The sequence below is a fragment of the Fodinibius sp. GM108 genome, from assembly GCF_058386985.1.
Map to the genome: position 1 here is coordinate 117,593 of NZ_JBYEIR010000005.1, position 18,136 is coordinate 135,728.

Sequence of the window (18,136 nt, forward strand, 5' to 3'; positions counted from 1 at the left end):
ACTTTAAAAGATCCCGCAGTAACTGTCTCTATAAAATACATATAAAACTAAAAGTTGGTTTTTTCGATTTTAGATTTTGATTATATGATTAGGTTCCTATTTCTACTATTTGTTGGTATTTTCTTATCTGCAGGATCTGTTTCTGGTCAAATAACTGACTTTGAAGCAGAAAAGTATAGCGATGATGATGGCAATGAACTTAACTATCGTATTCTGAAGCCTGTCGATTATGATTCCAGCAAAAGCTATCCGCTCGTACTGTTTCTACACGGAGCCGGAGAACGGGGCAGTGATAATTACAGTCAGCTTAAGTGGGGCGTTTCTCATTTTGCTGATCCGAAAATGAGAAAAAAATATCCGGCCTTTGTTGTGGCGCCACAGGTCCCAGAAGGAGAATACTGGTCCACACTTGAATCTGTACGCGATACCACCTCGTTTTCAGTTCCGATGCTCGAAGAACCGGCCGAACCAATGCGTCTCACAATTGAACTCCTGGAGCAGCTACAAGAACAGTTTTCCGTTGACAGGAACCGGCTCTATGTCACCGGTATTTCAATGGGTGGTTTTGGCACATTTGATTTGATCGAACGGCATCCGAATATGTTTGCCGCTGCAGTGCCTATTTGTGGCGGGGGTGATGCTACTCGTGCTTTTTTCTTAAAAGATACGTCGATATGGGTGTTTCACGGGGCAGAGGATGAAGTTGTTCTGCCGGAATACTCGCGAAATATTGTAAATGCTATCCGTGTTGCAGGCGGTTCACCGGGTTATACCGAATATCCCGATGAAGATCATATTGGAGCATGGGTGCAAGCCTACAGCAATCCCCATCTATACGAATGGATGTTCAGTAAAACATTGAGGTAAGGTCTTACCACTAAGGGACAAAAGTTTGTCACAGATCTGCACCGATAGGACTGATTAGTCTCCCTATCCCTCTTTCAGTCGCTCTGCGGCTCACTCCACGTTAAAAGTTATTTCCGCTATTACCGGCAAGTGATCTGAGGGATAATAGTATTCACTGAAAGTTGGGATAATAGCATGTTTCAGAACCTGCACTTTATCATTTACAAAAATATAATCGATGCGGCGATTATCTTCATTTTTATTGCGGACTTCAAAGCCTTCGTATGTAAATTGTGGACCCAGGTGAGGTTGGGATGAAGCTTCATAGGCATCCTGTAATGAACTGTTTTCGGAGGTTAATGTAGCATAGGGCTTAGTATCAGGAGTGACGTTAAAATCACCCGTAAAAATTACTGGTTTACCTTCGGCTACCTCTTTTACTTTTTCAACAACCAGTTCTGCACTTTTAGCACGGGCCGTTTCACCGGCATGATCAAAATGAGTGTTGAAGACATAGAATTGCGAATTATCAGCTTTATTCCTGAACTGTCCATAGGTGACTATCCGGGGCAATGCTGCATCCCAGCTTTTACTGGGTTTATTCGGCGTTTCGGAGAGCCAAATTGTTTGTTCAGACCCCTCTACAAGTTCAGCTTTAGTGGTATCATAAAAGAGAGCTGAAAATTCTCCCTCCATACTGCCGTCATCGCGTCCGACTCCAATCCACTTATATTTGGTCAGTTCATCTTCAAGATACTCCAGCTGATGAAGTAGTCCCTCTTGTGTGCCGATAAAAGCGGGCTCGTAAAATCGAATTAGGTTTACCACCTGATCCTTGCGGGCATCCCAACGATTGGGACCGTCGTCAGGCGTATCAAATCGTAAATTGTAGCTCATTACTAACAAACTATCCCCGCTCCTGATATTTTGAGGGTTAGAATCAAAGCTAAGCCAAAAGATACACAGAAAAACAGCTACTGGTAATGCTAAATATTTGGGGATTATAGGTGGTAGATCAAATTTCATAGACAGTAGCTTAATTTTGATTTACAGCAAAACTAGGATTAGAAAGATGCTCTGCCTGGGATTCTGGTCCTTTCGACAGACATTACGATAAGTCATAAGCATTACTATGATGATTCACGTGCTTTTAGATTTACAGGTACTAAGCTTAATACTCCTTCTTGTTGATCCGGATTAGTAAATATTTCTTTCATTTTCTCCATTGTGACCAATCCCAGTTTTTCATAATCGGTATGAATTGAAGAAATGGTAGGGCGATGTCTTGTACATATAGGTAAATCATCATATCCTACAAGTGCTAAATCTTCCGGAACACGGTAGTCATTTTTTAGTGCCTCCTCCAGAAAGCCATGTCCCATTACATCATTACTGGCAAATATACAGCGCGGTTTTTTATCAGCTTTTTCAAAAGCTTTAAAAGCTTTTATACCTGATTCAAAAGTAAAATCTCCCTGATATTCCCAACACAGCTCCATATCCGAAGTTTGATAAATAAAGTCGCGGAAGCCATTTGACCGATAGCGGGCTTCAGCCTTTTTAAACGGACCTTTTATAATACCGCAACTCCCATATCCTTTTTTTCTAAAATGTTCTCCGGCAAGAAATCCACCACTGTAGCTGTCAAAGCTTACAGTTGATACTACCGGGTTTTCAATAACCGCGTTTGATACAATGGGATAATTATGAGGAAGTTCTTCTCTTAGCTGTTCATAATTTTGTTTATGAAACTCGGGGGCAAAAATAATAAGTCCCTCATACTTTTCCTGGCTTAGTTCTTTTATATCCTGCAGAGTTTCATCAAACGATTTCTTTATGCTAATCATAGAAAGCTGGGCATTATGTTTCTCAGCAGCATTATTTAGCCCATTAAACATTGAAGCATAAAATTCACCAATGTGGAATCCTGTTACCACAAAGAATATTTTAAGAGCATCAACAACTTTTTCACCATTTTCGCTTCTATAAATGGGATAGTTAAGTCGTTTGGCGGTTTGATAAATCTTGCGGCGTGCTGTTTTGCTTATTTTATCAGAACCATTGAGAACCCGGGAAACTGTGGAGATGGAATAGCCTGTTTCTTCAGCAATATGTTTTAAAGTAACTTTCACAATTAATGTTAATTAATATTGAATAAAGTAATTAAGATTACGAGATATAACTGATTCAATTTTAAAGCTTCACAAAAAATGGTTTTTTAAATTTCCTTTTATTCCATTTAATTAAAGTGAGAAATCTTTACTACCTACCTGCTGTTTGTCTCTACAAATCTATAGGTAATTTTAAAAAAATCTAAATAACAGATAACTCTTGCTATATAATGGATATTTCGCAGCACTGCCATAGTATTTGCCCACTTTTTATAGGTCTTATGCTGTTTGTTGGTGCTTGTAATTTTGAAAAAAGTGCTTCAAGATTCGAGAGTATAGATCCGGTGCAAACAGGTATTTCTTTTGAGAATATTGTTGCTCAATCTCCTGACTTTAACATAATCAATTATCTATATTTTTATGATGGGGGCGGTGTGTCCATAGGGGATATCAATAACGATGGATTACCGGATGTATATTTGACAGCCAATATGGGGCCGAATAAACTATATCTGAATCAGGGAGATTTTAAGTTTGTCGATATAACCGAAAAAGCGGGAGTTTCGGGTTTTGGAGATTGGACTACCGGCACAACTATGGCTGATGTGAATGGAGATGGTTTGCTGGATATTTATATCTGTAATGTTAACTATCGATCGAAAGAGGGAAGAAATCAACTATATATTAACAACGGTGATTCCACTTTTAGTGAGCAAGCTGAAGAATATGGCCTCGACTTTAGTGGGTATTCAAAACAGGCGGTCTTTTTTGATATGGATAATGATGGTGACTTGGATATGTATTTATTGAATCATGCAATTCATACTGAGGATTCATTTCGGCCTTCTGATCGTCGTAATAAAAGTAGTGATGAAGCAGGAGACCGTCTTTACCGTAATGATAACGGTACCTTTAAAAATGTTACAGAGGAGGCCGGTATCCACAGTAGTATTTTGGGATATGGATTGGCAGTGAATGTCAGCGATATAAATGATGATCACTATTTAGATATATATGTATCAAATGATTTTCATGAGAACGATTATCTATACTTAAATAATGGGAATGGAACGTTTCATGAGGTTTTGGAGCAAAGCATGGAACATACCAGTCGGGCATCAATGGGAAATGATATTGGTGATATCAACAATGATCTGAAGCCGGATATAGCAGTGCTTGATATGCTTCCTTCAACTGAAAAAGGGTTAAAAACCGCCGTGAGTAGTGAGCCCTATGAAGTATACTCCATTCAGAGAGAATATGGTTATCATCCACAGTATATACGTAATACGTTACAGTTGAATTTGGGGGTAAATCCCGATTCGATGCCGGTTTTTTCCGAAATTGCGCCTTTAGCTGGAGTACATGCTACCGACTGGAGTTGGGCACCCCTGCTTTTTGATATGGATAACGATGGTATGAAAGATCTGTTTGTCACGAATGGCATCTATCGGCGGCCCAATGATATGGATTATCTGAAAATGGTCAGAACGGATAATATGCAGAGATCTTTGGATCAGGGGGTTACCGATGAAAATATATCATTGATTGACAGTATGCCACATACTGAAATATCGAATGTAGCTTTTCGCAACGCAGGCAATCTTCATTTTACTGAAAAGACCGAAGATTGGGGACTAGATGCACCTGGTTATTCGAGTGGAATGGCTTATGGGGATTTGGACAATGATGGGGACCTGGACTTGGTGATCAACAATGTAAACTCAACTGCTTCAGTTTATCGTAATCTGACTACCGAAAAAGACAGCAGCTCATATCTGACAGTTAAATTGAAAGGCCACAAGAGTAACACTCAGGCTATTGGCAGTAAGGTTATTGCTTATGCTGGGGGAGAGTCACAATTGGCACAGCTATCAGTCACAAGAGGGTTTCAGTCCTCCGTTGATCCACGCATATTTTTTGGATTTGGTAAAGCTAACCGGGTAGACAGTCTGGAAATTATTTGGCCCGGAGGAGAAAAGACTGTCGAAACAAATATTCCAGTCAATCAACAGTTAACATTTCATCAAGATAGTTCCATCCAGAAAGAGATAGGAAAAAAACAGAAAAAGGATCGGCAACGGGTTAATAAGATTCAAAGTCCGTTGGATCAAAATTTCAAACATGAAGAAAATAATTTCAACGGATTTAAAGCTCAGCCGCTAATGCCCTACCAGCTTTCGAAAATGGGGCCTCCTTTGGCGGTTGGTGATGTAAATGACGATGGACTTGATGATCTTTATATAGGCGGATCCAGACATCAGAGCAGTTCACTGTTTATACAGCAAAAAAACGGTGTCTTTAAAAAACAACCGAATCAATCTTTTGAGAATGACTCTCTCTACGAAGATACTGATGCCATTTTTTTTGACGCAAATAATGATGGTACCCTGGATTTATATGTAGTAAGTGGAGGGAATGAAGACAATAATAATGTGGTCAATTTTGATGATCGTCTCTATCTTAATAACGGAGATGGGAAGTTTGTTCATGCTGTAAATGCAATTCCCGATTTCAAAGTAAATGGTTCTGTTGCGGTACCTTTCGATTTCGATAGTGACGGAGATCTGGATCTTTTTGTTGGTAGTCGATCGATCCCCGAAAACTACGGTTTAACACCTAAAAGTTACTTGCTTGAAAATCAGGGGGATGGAACTTTCATCGACATGACCGGTGAGAAAGCGCCCGGTCTCAGTAAAATAGGAATGGTTAGTGACGCTGACGCGGCAGATATTAATGGTGACGGGACACTTGATTTAGTTGTGGCCGGTGACTGGATGCCTGTGACTATTTTTCTAAACAATGGTGATAGACTGGAAAAGCTTAATGATCTCGTAACTGGTTCTGGATTGTGGCAAAGTATTCATGCTACTGACATAGACAATGATGGGGACACCGATATTTTGGCGGGGAATATGGGCTTGAACACTACTTTAGAAGCTTCTGTTGACCAAACGCTGGTGATGTATCTCAATGATTTTGACAAAGATGGCAACGCTGAACCTATTATTGGACAAACCCAAGATGGGGAAGTTTATCCTATAGCTCCGCGTGATCAACTGCTTGAGCCTTTTTACTATTTGCGGCCAAAGTTTCCCACTTATGAATCATATGCAGAAACCTCGATTCCTAATATTTTCGGTCCCAAACGTATGGAAGGGGCCTCTCGAAAAGAAGTTTCCAACTTGGCTTCTGTCCTTATAGAAAATAAGGGGAATAACAAATTTGAAGTCAATCAACTTCCTCGGGAAACTCAATTTGCACCAATATTTGACTTTCATACAGGAGACTTCAATGGTGATAGTTATAAAGATGTGGTTATGGGCGGAAATTTATTTGATGTACAACCTATGTATGGAGGACGCTATGACGCAAGCTTCGGTTGGTATCTCGAAGGAAATGAAGATGGAATATTAAATGTGTTAGAACATGGGAAGAGTGGATTTTATATAAGAGGGGAGATAAGAAATATTGTTACGGTGAAGCAGGGGGGTAAAAAAGAAATATTAATTGTTGGCATTAATGATAAAAGTCCCGTTTTTTTTGAGATACTTAAAAATGAACACTTAGTTAATAACTGAAGTGGCAGATCTGAAAATCTTCTGATTTTTTGTTATGAGAGACAATATTACAGATATCTTTTACTCATATTGTTGGTTTCGGTTAATAATAGTGGGCAGTATGTTAGCTGCTTGTACAGGTAGTTCTCCTACAAAACCAGATGTTGCATCAGAAGAATATAAAAAAGCTGTATCTGATTTTTATGTGAGCTTGTCCGCTATCCAATCTAATCAGACATTATTTGCTATTGATAAAATGCAGGAGGTGGCCAATACTTACCCGTCAGAGGCTGCGGCGTGGGCCAATTTGGGAGTTTATTCAATGCGACAGGGTAATTTTGAGCAGGCAACGGTATACATGAATAAAGCATTGAATCGGAGTAGTAACAATAGTGATATTGAATTTTTGGCTGGAAAATTGGAAAGCCGGAAGGGAAATATTGAGTCCTCACTTGAACACCTGAGAACAGCTGCCCAACTCGATTCTACAAATGCCAAAATTCTCTTTGCCTTAGTTAACGAGCTGGAGCGACAGGACCCAGAAGAAAATGCTCCGGAAATAATGACATTACTGAACCAAATATTGAAAGAGGATCCGGGGAATCTTGCCGTATTAGTGGAAGTCGTACGTACGGCTGCGAAGTGGGAGAATCAAAGTGCTATGGAACAGGCTTTAAGTAAGATGGAAGAACAGTCCGAAAATTGGTCTGAACAGCTACAAAGGGAGTTTCAGAAGCAAAAGAGTGCTATTCTGGAAAAGGAAGGGAAGAATATTACTTTTGAGCTGGCTTTTTTGCGCAACAATTTAAATGAAACAGATCGTTTTCAAAATGATCTTCAAAAGATACAGTTTCCATCCAACCAAGTGGGATTTTTAATCACCGAATTTTTGTGGTTACCTAATCCTGAACATTCAGCTACAGTGATGGATGATGAATTGACTTTTTCTGAGGAACTGTTAACCGGAAAGGCACAGCTTTTTAAACCAGTGGCATTGGCAAATGAGCAGGCAAATACCATCACCATCATAGAGAGTACAGCGACTATTAACGATGATATAACGCTGGCATTTCCCAATAATAGCTCTGAAGATAAGTTATCTCCGGATGCGGTAACAGTATTGGATTATAACTACGATTTTTTAAGCGATCTTGCATTTGCCGGCCCCGGCGGATTTAAATTCTATGAGCAGCAAGATGATTCTTCATTTAGTGAAGTTACTGAGTCGCTTGATCTGCCAGCTGCTGTTTTGCAAAAATCATACATCGGATCCTGGGTGAACGACTTTGATCTTGATGGCGATCTGGATCTGCTGCTGTCAGCCGATGATGGAGAATCATTTGTGTTAAGAAATAATGGAGACGGTACCTTTGATAAACGGGATCCCTTTGGTGCAACATCTAGTGTTCGAGATTTTTTATGGGCCGATTTTGATCGGGATGGCGACCAGGATGCGGTGATACTTACAGAGTCAGGAGAAATTCACTATTACAGAAATGAGCGTGCCGGCAAATTTACACAGGATACAACTCTTGCCATTTCTGATCCTGTACATGCCTTTGATTTCGGAGATCTGAATGCGGATGGTACTTTTGAGATAGTCAGCTGGCATCCTGATCATATCAGTGCTACCAGCTATAGTGATTCGACAGGAAACTGGCAGCAAAAAACGCTGGTAAATCTGGGGGATTCTGAAGAAAGTTCAGGGTTATATCCCCAGCTGTTTATTGCAGATTTGGATAATAACGGTGCCTTGGATCTGATGATTTCCGATCAAAATGAAACCTCATATTGGCTGAGTGATGAAAATGTTTCGTTATCTTCTAACACTTATCAGGCCTCTGGCTCTGTGGTTGGTTTATCGGATGTGGATGGTGACAATCGCCTGGATCTACTTGGATTAGCTGAAGAGGGACAAAAAATAATCCTGACAAATAATGGATCAAAGGATTATAATGCTCGCATAATTAGTCCCCGGGCATCAAGTCAATCCGGAGATCAGCGGATTAATTCTTTTGGCATAGGGGGTGAAATTGAAAGCCGATCGGGACTGCAATACACTAAGCAGCCCATCGACAAATCGTGGGTGCATTTGGGGCTGGGTACTTATGAAGAAGCGGAGATGGTGCGAATCAATTGGCCGAATGGGACAATGCAGGCCGAGTTTGCTGAATTGGGTTATGATGATCAGATACAAAACGAGCAGATATTGAAAGGATCATGTCCCTGGGTGCAAACCTACAACGGCGAAGAGATGGAATTTGTCACCGATTTTCTCTGGCGCACGGCACTTGGACTTAAGATCAATGCCCAGGGAGAAGCCAATGTAATCCACAGTATAGATTGGATAAAACTGACCGGTGACCAGCTGAAACCTCGAGATGGATTTTATGATATTCGCATTACAGCTGACTTATGGGAAACCCACTTTTTTGATCATGTTTCATTGATGGCTGTTGATCATCCTGAAGATACAGAGGTTTTTGTTGATGAACGGTTTATCCTGCCTGCTCCGGAACAAAAACTCTATCCTATGCAGGAGCTTTATCCTGTTGCGTCGGCAATTGATCATAACGGCAACGATGTTACGGAAGTAATTGCTGCTAAAGATGAGAATTATCTCGATTCCTTTTCTCTGACTCCGTACCAGGGACTTGCTGAAGAACACTATGTGGAGGTAGAGATCGGGGATGAAGTGCCAAAGCAAGAGAAATTAAAACTATTAGCCTCGGGTTGGGTTTATCCTACTGATACATCGATTAATATTGCGATTAGCCAGAGTAATTATGATCCACCGCACGGCATTAGAGTAGAAGTGCCTGATGGCGAAGGAGGATGGCAGGTAGCTCATGAGAATATTGGATTTCCCGCAGGAAAGAGTAAAACGGTGATTGTAGATCTGGAGGATGTATTTGAACCGGATACCGAGCGCCGCGTTCGACTGTATACAAACATGGAAATTTACTGGGATGAGATTCAGGTTGGCGTCCAGAATGATGAAATAGAATTAAATACTCAAAAACTCTCTGCCGATGTCGCCAATTTACGATATCGCGGTTTCTCGGAACTGGTGAATAAAGATCGCTTTTTGCCCACCAAATCTGACTATCAGCAGATTTCCGGTACTACTCCAAAATGGAGAGATCTGATTGGTTATTATACCCGTTTCGGTGATGTGCGAGAGCTAACGAAAGAAATAGACGACAGATATGTAATTATGAATGCCGGCGATGAGCTGGTGTTTAAATTCCCTGCACTTGAACAGCCCAAAGAAGGATGGACCCGCGACTTTGTCTTAATTGGTGATGGCTGGGTGAAAGACGGCGATTATAACACCGGATACTCTAAAACGGTTCTTCCGCTTCCTTATCATGGCATGGAAGATTACTCTGAAGAACCAGGTTTATTGCAGGATGATCCTGTTTATCAGAAGCACAAAGAGGACTGGGTCAAATATCATACTCGTTATGTGACTCCTCAAAATTTTAATACCGCATTAAAGTTTAAAAAATGATGAATATTTATAAATTTAGTTTACAGAAAGAAATCGGGGAAATATCAACTGTTGAGTTTCTTCGGGATGATCCAAAAATCTGCACGCTCAACTAGGTTTGTTAGCAATAATTGATATGCAACAGGCAAAAAATCCTAAAATACTACTCGCAATCTTTTTTGTAGCTCTTCTTGCTACACCATATCTGATTGCAAATTATGGACAGTTGACTGATTTTGGAGACCGTGAATTTGATCCACAGGCTGCACTGGACCGCTATGGATTTTATCTGGAGGATGTAACTTCGGAATGGGGCGTTGACTTTACACATCAGGCGCCCAGGTTGGATCCCAAACTCGAGCATATTATGCCGCAAGTGGCTTCGGTGGGAGCAGGCGTATCGGTTGTAGATTTCAATAATGATGGCCTGCAGGATTTTTATATCACCAATAGTGCTCATAAAGAACCCAACGCTTTATATCAAAATTTGGGTAATGGCTCTTTCGAAAATGTTGCCGAAGAAATGGGAGTAGCCAATCTTAATAATAAAGAAACCGGTGTTTCAATGGGATCGGTCTGGGGAGATTACAACAACGATGGATATGAGGATCTTTTCGTTTACAAATGGGGCAAGCCGGCACTTTATCATAACGATAAGGGTGATGGGTTTTCAAAAGTTGAATTGGGTTCGGAGTTTCCGGAATGGGTTAATTCCAATATAGCCGTTTGGTTTGATTATGATCAGGATGGACTGCTCGATCTGTTTATGGGTGGATATTTTCACCAAAGCATAAACCTCTGGGATTTGACATCCACCAAAATTATGCCCGAAAGTTTTGAGTATGCAAATAATGGTGGAAGAAAATACCTGTTTCATAACTTGGGAAATGGAGAATTCGAAGAAGTTAGCGAGGAGTTGGGTATTGTAAGTAATCGCTGGTCGTACGCTGCTGCATCGGCAGATATAAATGGCTCCGGATATCCTGATTTGGTGATTGCAAATGACTACGGGGTTGATGAACTATTTTTAAATCAACAGGGTAAAGGATTCGTCAATGCCGGAAATGAAGCGGGTATGGGTTTTGCTCCCAAAAGCGGTATGAACGTTTCGTTTGGAGATGTGATGAATCGTGGTGACTTATCGATCTATGTGACGAATATTTCAGAAGCCGGTGTCCTGCTGCAGGGGAATAATCTGTGGATCCCCACAACAGGGAACACCGAAAATGTGAAGCTGCAGAATATGGCTGCAAACCTTGGCGTGGAAGAGGGGGGATGGAGTTATGGAGCCCAGTTTGGTGACCTTAATTTGGATGGATATCAGGATTTATATGTAGCAAATGGATTTGTATCCGCGGAAAAGGGAACAGACTACTGGTATGACTTTTCTAAGGTAGCAGGGGGACATAAAAAAATAATTTCAGATGCCAAGAATTGGCCCAATATGGAAGGCCGGAGTCTTTCAGGGTATCAAGAAAATAAGATCTGGATTAATGATGGGACTGGAAAGTTTCGCGAAGTGGCAGAAGCAGTGGGGGGAGCGCTGGATCTTGATAGCCGGGCTGTTGCTTTTGCCGATTTAGACAATAATGGAAGATTAGAAATACTCGTTGCCTCGCAAAATGCTCCATTTAAAATTTATAAAACGAATGTTGCAGAAAATAAAAACTGGATTGCCTTTGATTTAAAAGGAACGGAAAGCAATAGCAGTGCAATTGGGGCCAAGGTTCATGTATATTGGGATTCAAATCAACAGGTTCAGACTGTAAGCTCGGCTAGTGGATTCAGCTCACAAAATCAGCGACCATTGCATTTTGGACTCGGTGCATCTGATCAAGTTGAGAAAGTGGTTATAGAATGGCCGTCGGGTAAAGTTGATACTCTGGATCAACCACAGGTAAACAAAATGCATACAATTAAAGAAACTGACCGGCCATCATGAAAGGAACCGGTTCGATTACTGCAAAACTGAAAGGTTTTAGCTACAGTCATAAATACACTCCTCCTCTTTTAATTACCGGTATATTACTGGCTGCACATCTTTCTTTTGGGATACTTGAGAGTTACCCAAAACTAATTACAGCAATTATTGCCAGCTTTGCTGCTGAACTGATTTTACACCGAATTATAGTTGGTAGCTGGCGTGATCTTTCCAGCGCCTATATTTCGGGTATAAGTGTAGGGATACTCATCCGATCGCCGTATCTCTGGCCTTTTGCGTTGGGATCTGCGATTTCTATAGCTTCTAAATATGTATTGCGATATAAAGGGCAGCATATCTGGAATCCATCCAATTTTGGTATAGTTGCTATGTTGCTGCTAGCCCCGCAAAGTGTGGCTGTATTAAGCATTCAGTGGGGTAACAATATGTGGGCAATGCTAGTCATCTGGATTGTAGGTGCAATATCTATATACCGGCTTCGCCGTTTTCATATTTGTGCGACATATGTAATTTCATTTCTTGTTCTTGCTCTATTCCGTGCCTGGATAACGGGCGATCCTTATTTGGCAGAGATTTCTCCCATAACAGGTCCTATGTACCAGTTATTTACATTTTTTATGATTACTGATCCCAAAACAACAGTGAGCAGCAAACGGGGACAGTATATAGTGGTAGTAGCAATAGCATTAGTAGAAATGGTATTCCGATTTTATGAAGCGGTATATGCGCCATTTTATGCTTTATTCATAGTGGGACCTATTGCTATGGTTTTAGAGATCTGGTGGAAAGACAAAAATAAAGAAGTTTCAGAGAGTGTGGCAATGGAAGAAAAAGCTGCGAATCTGTAAGAGGGATAAAACCATACTAATTACATTCTTCTTGATCATTGATAGCAGCAGAGATAACTGCCTTTTTTGTTTTGGAATTTATAAATCCTTTCGAACAGAAATCCGTCTGAAGAAAAAAATCTAATAATTAGTAGCTCCTTTCAAGACATGGTGGTAAATAAGCTCCTCAATTTAGTTTTTGCCTCCCAATAGTTGTTTAATGAAATATATTTCCAAATATATGTAAAACTATCACCATTTTATGGGAATTAATTTACTTATTTTGCAAAAATTTGATTTTTTGAAAAAAAGGTTAAATTATATCAAAGGGTTTTAGAGTAATAGAAAAAAACGTGGTTTATAGGGGCAGTATAAGAGCAAAAAGATGAATTCTTACTTTAATGAATGATTTATAAATTTTAATCTTAATTGGGATGGTTTTTAATAAGCAAGTATACTTGTCTATTTGATCATAATAACAATAAAAAGGGGACACTATGATTACGAAAGCGATACAGAGAATTAGTATTTTGCTAAATCTCCGATCTGTGAGAAGTAAGCTACAGGATGGTCTCGGATCTTTAATTGTCCGAATGTGTCTTGTGGCTTTTTTAGTTTGTGGTTTCGGACTCATGCAAAATACGCAAGCACAAGAATTGGAAGTGAGCGGTGTAGTAGTTGACGCCGAATCAGAGGAAACATTGCCGGGCGTAAATGTTACGGTAAAAGGAACATCAACTGGTACAGCTACCGATACTAATGGTGAATATTCACTAACAGTTCCATCGGAACAAGACACATTGCTTTTTTCTTATGTAGGATATGTTACTCAAGAAATTCCGGTAAATGGTCGTTCATCTATTGATGTAGAGTTGGCACCTGATGTACAAGCTTTAGAAGACGTTGTAGTTGTAGGATATGGTACTCAGGAACAGCGACAAATAACAGGGTCTGTCTCCAGTGTTCAATCTGAAGATTTTGTAAGCGGTAACATTAACAATGCTGGTGAACTGATTCAGGGTAAAGTACCCGGCCTGACGATTTCAGGAGCTGGAGGTGGTGATCCCAATAGTAACCCAACTATCCGAATGAGGGGAGTAACTACCTTTAGTGCTAATCAAGAACCGTTGGTAGTAGTGGATGGTATTATTGGTGCAAGTCTAGATAATATTGATCCTAATGATATAGAATCAATTGATGTTTTAAAGGATGCTTCTGCTTCGGCTATTTATGGTACACGTGGGGCCGCTGGAGTTATTGTAGTGACAACTAAGCAGGGTGTACAAACCGACGATCCAGGTCAGGCGGTGTCAGTTAACTACAATGGATATTATACAGTTGAAACAATAGAGAATAAACTGGATGTCCTTTCTGCAGACGAGTATAGGCAGTTAAGTAATGAAACAGGTATTGGTATTAATGATCTAGGTGGTAGTACCGATTGGTATGATCAGGTAACCCAGATTGGTTCTAATAATGTTCATAGCCTTGCATTGGCTGGAGGTTCGCAACAAACTAACTACCGTATTTCTGGTAACTTCAGAGATCGACAAGGTATACAGAAAGAAACCGGTTTTGAACAGCTGAACGGTCGTCTAAATATTACCCAAAAAGCTTTGGATGATAAGATGGATATCACTTTTAATTTGGGTGTTACCAGCAGGGAGTCTGATTTTAGCTTTGGAGAAGTGTTTCGTTATGCCCAAACGATGAATCCGACAGCTCCCGTTAAAAGTGAGGGTTTTGAGAATACAGGAGGATATACAGAAATCGGCGCTTTCGATATTCTAAATCCTGTAGCTATAATGAATACCTCCATGAATGAAGGGAAGCGTAGTGTAATTAACGGAGCGCTTAAAGCTGAGTATGAATTTGAAGATCTTGTTCCCGGCTTAGCGGCCTCTCTTTTTTATTCGATTGAAAATAGGTCTGAACTCAACAATGAGTTTTTTGCTAAAACCAATAAATGGCAAGGTCAGGCTACACAGTCGAGTCTTGGGGCAGGTTTGGCCCGTAGATTTTCCGAAGATGACAGGAATGAATTGTTTGAAGCTACCATTGATTATGTGGCGGATATCGAACAACTGCGAGTTGAATCGGTTGCGGGTTACTCTTTCAATGATTTTGTAAATGAAGGGACCTTTGCCGAAGGAGGCGATTTTGTTACAGATGCTGTTGGTGCTTCAAACTTAGGATTTGCACAAGACTTCTCGCAGGGTGAGGGTACTGTAAATAGTTTTAAAAATGAGCACCGCATAATAGGTTTCTTTGGCCGTACTAATCTGACGTGGGATGATACCTATTTCTTAAATGGTAGTATCCGCCGAGAAGGTTCCTCCAGATTTGGTGTCGATAACAAATGGGGTAACTTCTTCTCTGTTGGCGGTGGTGTTGATGTCGATGGTGTCACCGATCTGCCTGTTTTCGACCAGCTGAAATTGCGAGGAAGTTATGGAGTAACGGGACAGGATGCACCATTTAACGGTATTTCAAAATTACGCTTCGGCCCACAGGGAAACTTCTTTGTTAACGGTGAATTTGTTCAGAGTTTTGGACCGGTCAGTAATGCAAATCCCAACCTGAAGTGGGAAGAAAACAGAGAATGGAATGTAGGTGTTGATCTGCAAGCCCTTGATAACAGATTGGCTGCTACACTTGAATATTATAAGAAGAATACCGAAGACCTTTTATTTGAGGTCCAGGTCCCGGTTCCGCCAAATTTATTTCCAACGACTTGGAAGAACGTTGGTGAACTTGAGAATGAAGGCTTTGAAGCTAGCGTAGATTATGCAGTCATTCAGGGGAGCGATCTGAACTGGAATACAACTCTCAACTTCTCAACTTTTAATACTGTTCTAAAAGAATTCATTTCAGAAGACGAAATATTCGTCTCCAATGCCGGTTCACCCGGTCAAAACAGTACACCTCTTATTCGTGTAAAAGAAGGTGAACCCATTGGTCAAATTTGGGGTCTGGAATTTGCTGAAATTGGTCCTAATGGGGAGTGGTTATTCTTCGATAAAGATGGAAACACCGCAACAAAGGATGAGCTGACAACAGAGGATGAAAAAGTCTTGGGTAACGGATTGCCGGACTTCGAACTTGGCTGGTCAAATTCTGTTAACTATAAGAATTTTGACCTTAGTTTCTTCTTCCGTGGTGTGTTTGGCCATGATATGGTGAATACATTCAGACTTTTTTATGAAACACCATCCTCTATTTCTACATGGAACGTATTGGAGTCGGCGTTTGAATGGGCGGAATTAACTTCCCCTCCACAGTTTTCAAGTGTTCACGTGGAGGATGCTTCGTTTGTCAAATTGCAAAATGCTACTTTGGGCTACACGGTGCCTATTGGTGAAAATAATCAAATCCGAAGGTTGAGACTGTATGTATCAGGAAATAACCTGTTCACTATTACGGATTATAAAGGTGTTAACCCAGAGCCCAGATATATTGATGAAGTTGGTGGAGGCGGTCCGCTTGCTCCGGGCATTGAGCGCCGAAATACCTGGATCACTACACGCTCAGTGAGCCTTGGTGTACAACTCGACTTCTAAGATGAATTTCAATACGAACAAAAATTTATTCGCCATGTTTACAAGATTATCAAGTATTTCAAAAAGTTGCCTGGCATTAACGTTGGCTTTGGTGCTCGTAATTTCTTCGTGCACAGATCTTACAGAATCAATAAACAGCGAGGTAACTTCTGATCAATTCTTTCAAAGCGATGAGGAGTTTATTTCAGCACTCGGTGATTCCTACAATGTCTTATCGGCATGGGGAGGACACGGAGGTTGGACATCCATGAATCAAGTAGCTACTGAAGAGGCTATCATTACCCAAAAAGGAACAGACTGGGAAGATGGTGGTATTTGGATACGATTGCAGAGGCATCAACAAGTATATGATGATCCACAGTATAACAGTGCCTGGACCTTTCTGTATAGTGGAGTAAATAATTCTAATCGCCTTATTTTCCAGTTCGAATCTTTGGTTGAGGAGGGAAGTGTAGATGCTGAGCAGGCCAGTGAATTTATATCCGAGCTTAAGGTGCTTCGTGCATTCTACTATTACCTGCTCCTTGACGGTTTCGGTAATGTGCCTATAATTACCAGCTTTGAAGATGCACCGGAAGAACCTGCACAGCCGAGCTCAAATTTCCAAGATGGCCGAGATGCTGTATTCGATTTTGTTGAGAAGGAGCTGACGGAAAATATTGATGATATCAGCGATGATCCTAACAGTACATACGGGCGCGTTAATCAAGACGTAGCAAATATGATCTTGACGAAACTTTATCTCAATGCTCATGTGTATAAAGATTTGGGTCAGAACAGTTCTGAGTATATGAATTATCTGGATAAGGCTGTTCAGCATGCTGATGAAATTATCAATTCCGGTAATTACAGTCTGGCTTCCGACTATTCTGCTAATTTTGCTACGAATAATTCGGGTTCCCCGGAAAATATCTTTGTTGTTCCTTATGACAAGGTATTTCTACAGGGATTTTTCTTGCACCAGATGACGCTGCACTACCAGAGTCAGTCAACTTTTGACCTAGAGGCTCAGCCATGGAATGGATATGCAGCAATGGAAGAAATGTATAACTCTTATATCGATCCCAATAAAAATCCAGGTCCACAAGGAGAAGTTTGGGGTACACAACCGACTTCAGACGAAGATGGCTTAAACAGAGTTCAAGGTACACAGGATGACCGTTTGAGTAACTTTATTGTTGGACCACAATTCAGTTCCAGTGGTGAACGACTAACGGATCCGGGAGTTGAGGATTCAGATCCCAATGGTGCTCCATTAACGTTTACGCCAGAAATCAGGGAACTGGCTCCGAATGGACTTCGTCAGGGTGGTGTACGGATTGGCAAGTTTGAGATTGCTTCCGGTGCTACGCCTAATCTTAGTAATGATTATCCGATTTTCAGATACGCGGATGTACTTCTTATGAAGGCTGAAGCTTTATGGCGTTTAGGTCAAAATCCTGGGGAACAGCTCAGATTGGTTAATATGATTAGAAATCGTGCCGGTGTGGATGATTATACTAGTTTGGATGCTGACAAAATACTTTTGGAACGTGGACGCGAAATGTTCTGGGAGGTAACCCGACGTCAAGACTTAATCCGTTTTGACGGAATTGACGGTGGTGAAACTCGATTTAATGATCCATGGAAGTTCAAGAACATTTCGGATGAGACTAAAAATGTGTTTCCTATTCCACGGGATCAGCTAGAGGCAAACACAAATCTGGTTCAAAATCCGGGCTACGAAGGATAATTTTAATTATCAAACGGTAAATTATTTAAAGGAAACATGTAACTTGCTTACATGTTTCCTTTTTT

The 18,136-nt window shown here is 40.7% G+C and carries 9 protein-coding genes; 7 read left to right on the forward strand and 2 right to left on the reverse strand.

All coding sequences use genetic code 11. The annotated features are described in order from the left end of the window. The first annotated feature begins 84 nt into the window (after positions 1-84). On the forward strand, positions 85-867 hold the full coding sequence (locus ACT3ID_RS10700; RefSeq protein WP_491542024.1) for a carboxylesterase family protein: 783 nt from the start codon (positions 85-87) through the stop codon (positions 865-867). Positions 868-957: 90 nt separating this feature from the next. Here ACT3ID_RS10700 and ACT3ID_RS10705 read toward each other — a convergent pair whose 3' ends face one another. Continuing rightward, positions 958-1,743, reverse strand: a complete 786-nt coding sequence (locus ACT3ID_RS10705) for an endonuclease/exonuclease/phosphatase family protein (protein WP_491542025.1) — start codon at positions 1,741-1,743, stop codon at positions 958-960. 233 nt (positions 1,744-1,976) lie between these two features. Beyond that, positions 1,977-2,978, reverse strand: coding sequence for a LacI family DNA-binding transcriptional regulator (locus ACT3ID_RS10710; protein WP_491542026.1), 1,002 nt, complete (start codon positions 2,976-2,978; stop codon positions 1,977-1,979). Positions 2,979-3,187: 209 nt separating this feature from the next. On the opposite strand from ACT3ID_RS10710, the gene ACT3ID_RS10715 reads away from it, so the two are divergent. The 6 genes from ACT3ID_RS10715 to ACT3ID_RS10740 all read left to right on the forward strand — a co-directional run bounded on the left by ACT3ID_RS10715 (position 3,188) and on the right by ACT3ID_RS10740 (position 18,071). After that, entirely contained in the window at positions 3,188-6,538 is a 3,351-nt protein-coding gene (locus ACT3ID_RS10715) for a VCBS repeat-containing protein (protein WP_491542027.1), read from the forward strand. 100 nt (positions 6,539-6,638) lie between these two features. Then, positions 6,639-10,031 (forward strand): CRTAC1 family protein, encoded by a 3,393-nt coding sequence (locus ACT3ID_RS10720; protein WP_491542028.1) that lies wholly within the window; start codon positions 6,639-6,641, stop codon positions 10,029-10,031. Positions 10,032-10,146: 115 nt separating this feature from the next. Beyond that, positions 10,147-11,952: a CRTAC1 family protein gene (locus tag ACT3ID_RS10725; RefSeq protein ID WP_491542029.1), complete on the forward strand. Its 1,806-nt coding sequence runs from the start codon at positions 10,147-10,149 to the stop codon at positions 11,950-11,952. Beyond that, complete coding sequence (locus ACT3ID_RS10730; protein ID WP_491542030.1) at positions 11,949-12,800, forward strand: hypothetical protein; 852 nt, start codon at positions 11,949-11,951, stop codon at positions 12,798-12,800. The genes ACT3ID_RS10725 and ACT3ID_RS10730 overlap by 4 nt, the downstream gene beginning before the upstream one ends. Positions 12,801-13,276: 476 nt before the next feature. Then, positions 13,277-16,339 (forward strand): SusC/RagA family TonB-linked outer membrane protein, encoded by a 3,063-nt coding sequence (locus ACT3ID_RS10735; protein WP_491542031.1) that lies wholly within the window; start codon positions 13,277-13,279, stop codon positions 16,337-16,339. A gap of 34 nt (positions 16,340-16,373) precedes the next feature. Beyond that, a complete protein-coding gene (locus ACT3ID_RS10740) occupies positions 16,374-18,071 on the forward strand; it encodes a RagB/SusD family nutrient uptake outer membrane protein (protein WP_491542032.1) in 1,698 nt (565 codons plus the stop codon). Positions 18,072-18,136 lie beyond the last annotated feature (65 nt).